Raw genomic sequence first — 4,326 nt, 5'->3', positions numbered from 1 at the left:
GACCGCCGCCCCCGGCCACCGCCCCCCGCACCGCCTGCGCCGTGCTCCGCACCCCCACCGACCCGTCCCCGGCCCTCCGCCGAGCCCTCCGCACCGCCCTCCCCGCCCTGGCGGGCCGCAGGGTCCTGGTCGGCGTCTCCTCCCAGGTCCGCGCCGCGGCCCTGCGCGGGGCCGCGCAGGAGGCCCGCTGGGCGCTGGCGCTCGCCGCCGAGCGCGGCGCCCGCACCGAGGTCGTCACCGCCGCCGAGATCCCCCCGCACCGCCTCCTCCTGGCCGCGATCCCCGATCAGGCGCGCGCCGACCTGCGCCGCCGCCTGCTCGGCCCCCTCCTCGACCACGACGCCGCGCGCGGCGCCGACCTCCTGAACACCCTGCGCGTGTTCCTGGACTGCTCCGGCTCCTGGACCACCACCGCCGAGCGGCTGCACGTGCACGTCAACACCCTGCGGTACCGAATCGGCCGGGTGGAGGAGCTGCTCGGCGTCGACCTGTCCCGCTTCGACCGGCGGGTCGACCTGTTCCTCGCCCTCCAGGCCGGGTGACCGGCCGCCCCGCCCTGACCTGTCGATTCCCCGTCCCCCCTTCACGCCACCCCGCTCCTGCGGAAAACTCCGGAACCGGACGTCCCGAGCCCGTCGAGCGAAGGAGCTGTCACCGCGTGATCCGCACCACCGGAGCCGTCACCGCCCTCGTCGCGGGGCTCGTCACCGCCCTCGCCGCGCCCCCGCCCGCCGTCGCGAGCCCCGAGCCCCCGGCCCGGCACGCCTTCCCCGCGGAGTTCCCCCTCCCCGACGGCTTCCTGCCCGAGGGCATCGCCATCGGCGACCGCCCCACCGCCTACTTCGGCTCCCGCGCCGACGGCGACCTCTACCGCGTCGACCTGCGCACCGGTCGCGGCGAGGTGTTCAGCCAGGGGCCCGGCACCGCCTCCGTCGGCCTCGAGGTCGACCGGGCGGACCGCCTCTTCGTCGCGGGCGGCGCGGCGGGTGACGGCCGGGTGGTCGACGCGCGCTCCGGCGCCGTCCTCGCCTCCTACCGCTTCGCCCAGGACGCCGACACCTTCGTCAACGACGTGGTCGTCACCCGCGACGCCGCTTACTTCACCGATTCCCGCAAGGCGCTCCTCTACCGCCTCCCGCTCGGTCGCGCTGGTGAGTTGCCCTCGGAATTCGACGTCGTCCCGCTCACCGGCGACTTCTCCCTGACCCCAGGTGTGAACAACGCCAACGGCATCACCACCACCCCGGACGGGCGCGCGTTGTTGGTCGTGCAGAGCAACACCGGGAAGTTGTTCCGGGTGAACCCGGACACCGGGCTCGCGCGCGAAGTCGACCTCGGCGGGGAAGTGCTCACGAACGGTGACGGGCTGCTGCTCGACGGCCGCGGGCTCTACGTCGTGCAGAACCGCCTGAACACCGTCGCGCTGTTCTCGCTCGACCGCGCCGGGACCGCTGCGTCGCTGGTCACGAGGGTGACCGACCCGCGCTTCGACGTGCCGACGACGATCGCCCGGTTCGGCGATCGGCTCTACCTGCCCAACGCCCGCTTCACCACCGAACCCACTCCCACCACTCCGTACAACGCCGTGGCGATTGTCAAGCCGTGACGTTCCGGGACCGCTGAGTCCCTAATGTCCCCCCTAGTTCCCAACGGCCCCCTGTTCGGGTGATCGCTCGACTGGGTAGCCTCTGTCTACGCGCTGTGCGTGATCGCGGTCTCTTCGTTACTTTGATCTTGGGTGTTAACGTTCTGTTCGCCGATCGGGTGAACGAAGAGGCGGCTCGCTGTCACGCCCGCGTTTACCGGCAAGCAGGAAGTTCACGAGGCTGCGGAGCGCTGTGAAGCAGAAGGACAAGGTGGAGGCGGGCACCAACCAGAAGACCATCCGCTCACGGCTCACCAGCGTGGTGGTCGTGCCCAGCGTGGTGCTCCTGGTGATGTGGCTGGCCTTCACCTCCTATACGGTCTTCGACGGCTTCTACACCCGCGCGGTCGCGGTCAGCGTCAAGGACGCGTCGATCCCCGCGGTGAAGGCGTTCACCGCGCTCCAGGAGGAGCGCAAGACCGTGATGTCGGTGCTCGCCAAGGGCACCCAGGACCTGACCGCGCTGCACGAGCGGCAGCGCGTCGTGGACGAGGCGAGCACCGTGATGCGGGCCGCCTTCGACTCCGTCTACGACAGCGCGCCCGACCAGGTCAAGGCCCGCATCAACGAGCTGAACGCCCTGCTCGGCGAACTGCCGCAGCGGCGCGCCCAGGTCGAGACGGGCAAGGTGCAGCGGACCGAGGTCTACAACTACTACAACCGCGTCCTCGACGCGGGCACCACCCTGTTCGACACCCAGGCCCGCGTCGTCCCCGACACCACGGCGGCGCACGGCGGCCTGACCGCGACCAACCTGTTCCGCGCCGCGGACTGGATGTCGCGCTCCACCTCCCTGGCCCCGGTCGTCATCGGCGCGGAGGACCCCAACCCGGAGGACCGGCTGGAGCTGGTCAACCTGATCGCCTCCTACCACTCCCTCATGGTCACCACCGGCCCGGTCGTCGAGGACCAGCTCAAGGAGCGCTACGCGGCCCTGACCGGCTCGCCCGAGTGGGCCACGCTCTCCAAGCTGGAGAACGACCTCATCACCGACCCCGACGCCCGGATCAGGCTGGCCGACTGGGAGACCGCCGCGGGCCCGGTGGGCGAGCGGCTGATCGACCTCGCGGTCCAGCAGGCCACCGTCGCCTCCGACGCGGGCCTGAACCGCAGCAACAGCCAGTTCATCACCGTGCTGGTCTCCAGCCTGGTCGCCCTCATCGTCGTGCTCGGCGGCATCCTCACCGCCGTGCGCACCTCGAACCGGCTGGTCAACCGCGCGCTGATCACCCGCCTGGTGTCGCTCAAGAACGACTCGCTGACCCTGGCGCACGAGCGGCTGCCCGACATCGTCGACCGGCTCCGCGACGGCAAGCACGTCGACGTGGAGGCCGAGGTCCCGCCGCTGGACTACGGCAGCGACGAGATCGGCCAGGTGGCCGACGCGTTCAACGCCGCCCAGTTCACCGCCGTGGCCGCCGCGGTCAAGGAGAGCCAGGCCCGCGAGGGCGTCAACCGGGTCTTCCTCGACATCGCCCACCGCAACCAGGGCCTGGTGCACCGCCAGCTGAAGATCCTGGACAAGCTGGAGCGCGAGGAGGAGAACCCCGAGCAGCTCGACGCGCTGTTCCAGCTCGACCACCTGGCCACCCGCGCCCGCCGCAACGCCGAGAACCTGATCATCCTGGCGGGCGAGAACCCCGGACGGCAGTGGCGCAAGCCCGTGCGGCTGCTGGACGTGCTGCGCGCGGCCGTCGCCGAGACCGAGCAGTACGTGCGGGTCAAGGTCAACCCGGTGCCCGAGGTCGCGCTGGTCGGCGCCTCGGTCGCGGACACCATCCACCTGATCGCCGAGCTGGTCGACAACGCCACCGCGTTCTCCTCGCCCCGCTCGCAGGTGCAGATCCACGCCAGCGAGGTGCCGCAGGGCGTCGTGGTCGAGATCGAGGACCACGGCCTGGGCATCAGCCCCGAGGACCGCGACGCGCACAACGCGATGCTGGCCGACCCGCCCGAGTTCGACGCGATGCGCCTGCGCGGCGAGTCGCGGCTGGGCCTGTTCGTGGTCGCCCGACTGGCCGCGCGCCGGGGGGTCCACGTGGAGCTGCGGGAGTCGCCGTACGGCGGCACCCTGGCGATGGTCCTCGTGCCATCGTCGAGCGTGGCCGCGCCGAACACGCCCACCGAGTCCGACACGACCATGCTGCTGTCCAGGCGCAGCCTGCACGAGCACGTGATCCCCAGGCAGCACCCCGACCTGGTGGACGAGGCGGACGAGGAGGAGGAGACCACGACGTTTCCCGACAGCTCGCGGGAGCTGGAGGGTTTCTGGGCGCAGGCCGAAGCCGCTGCGAACGAGGATTCCCGAGCAGCGGAAGGGCGACTGAGCGGAGGGCTCGACCTGTCCTCGCACAGCGGCTCGCTGGAGCCGCCCCGGCGCACCCGACCCGAACCCGAGCGCGAACGACCCGCCGACACCGGCCGCCGCCGCGCCGACGCGGGCGGCAGGCCCGAACTGCCCCGCAGGCGCAGGCAGCAGCACATCGCGCCGCAGCTGCTGCGCACCGACTTGACCCCGACGTCCGAACCGCTGTCCGAGGGCCCCGCCGACCAGCAGTCCGCCGACCAGGTCCGCAAGGACTTCTCGGCGTTCCAGCGCGGCACGCGGGACGCCCGCCGCCGCGACGAGGCGCCCGAATCCTGATCCGCAGTGGACGGACGACCGGAACCCGGAAAGGCAA

3 protein-coding genes are annotated in these 4,326 nt (G+C 72.0%); all 3 read left to right on the top strand.

Going from position 1 to position 4,326, the window contains the following annotated elements; translation table 11 throughout:
• Window positions 1-542: PucR family transcriptional regulator (locus ACTUAL_RS11835; RefSeq protein WP_440900273.1), on the top strand; the 542-nt coding region annotated here is incomplete at its 5' end.
• A gap of 116 nt (window positions 543-658) precedes the next feature.
• The gene (locus tag ACTUAL_RS11830) at window positions 659-1,606 is read left to right on the top strand and encodes an SMP-30/gluconolactonase/LRE family protein (protein ID WP_440900272.1); all 948 of its coding nucleotides are present in this window, start codon (window positions 659-661) and stop codon (window positions 1,604-1,606) included.
• Window positions 1,607-1,838: 232 nt separating this feature from the next.
• Window positions 1,839-4,289, top strand: a complete 2,451-nt coding sequence (locus tag ACTUAL_RS11825) for a sensor histidine kinase (protein ID WP_440900271.1) — start codon at window positions 1,839-1,841, stop codon at window positions 4,287-4,289.
• The last annotated feature ends 37 nt before the right edge of the window (window positions 4,290-4,326 follow it).

Source organism: Actinosynnema sp., assembly GCF_052038725.1.
This window is presented reverse-complemented; position numbering and strand designations above follow the sequence as displayed.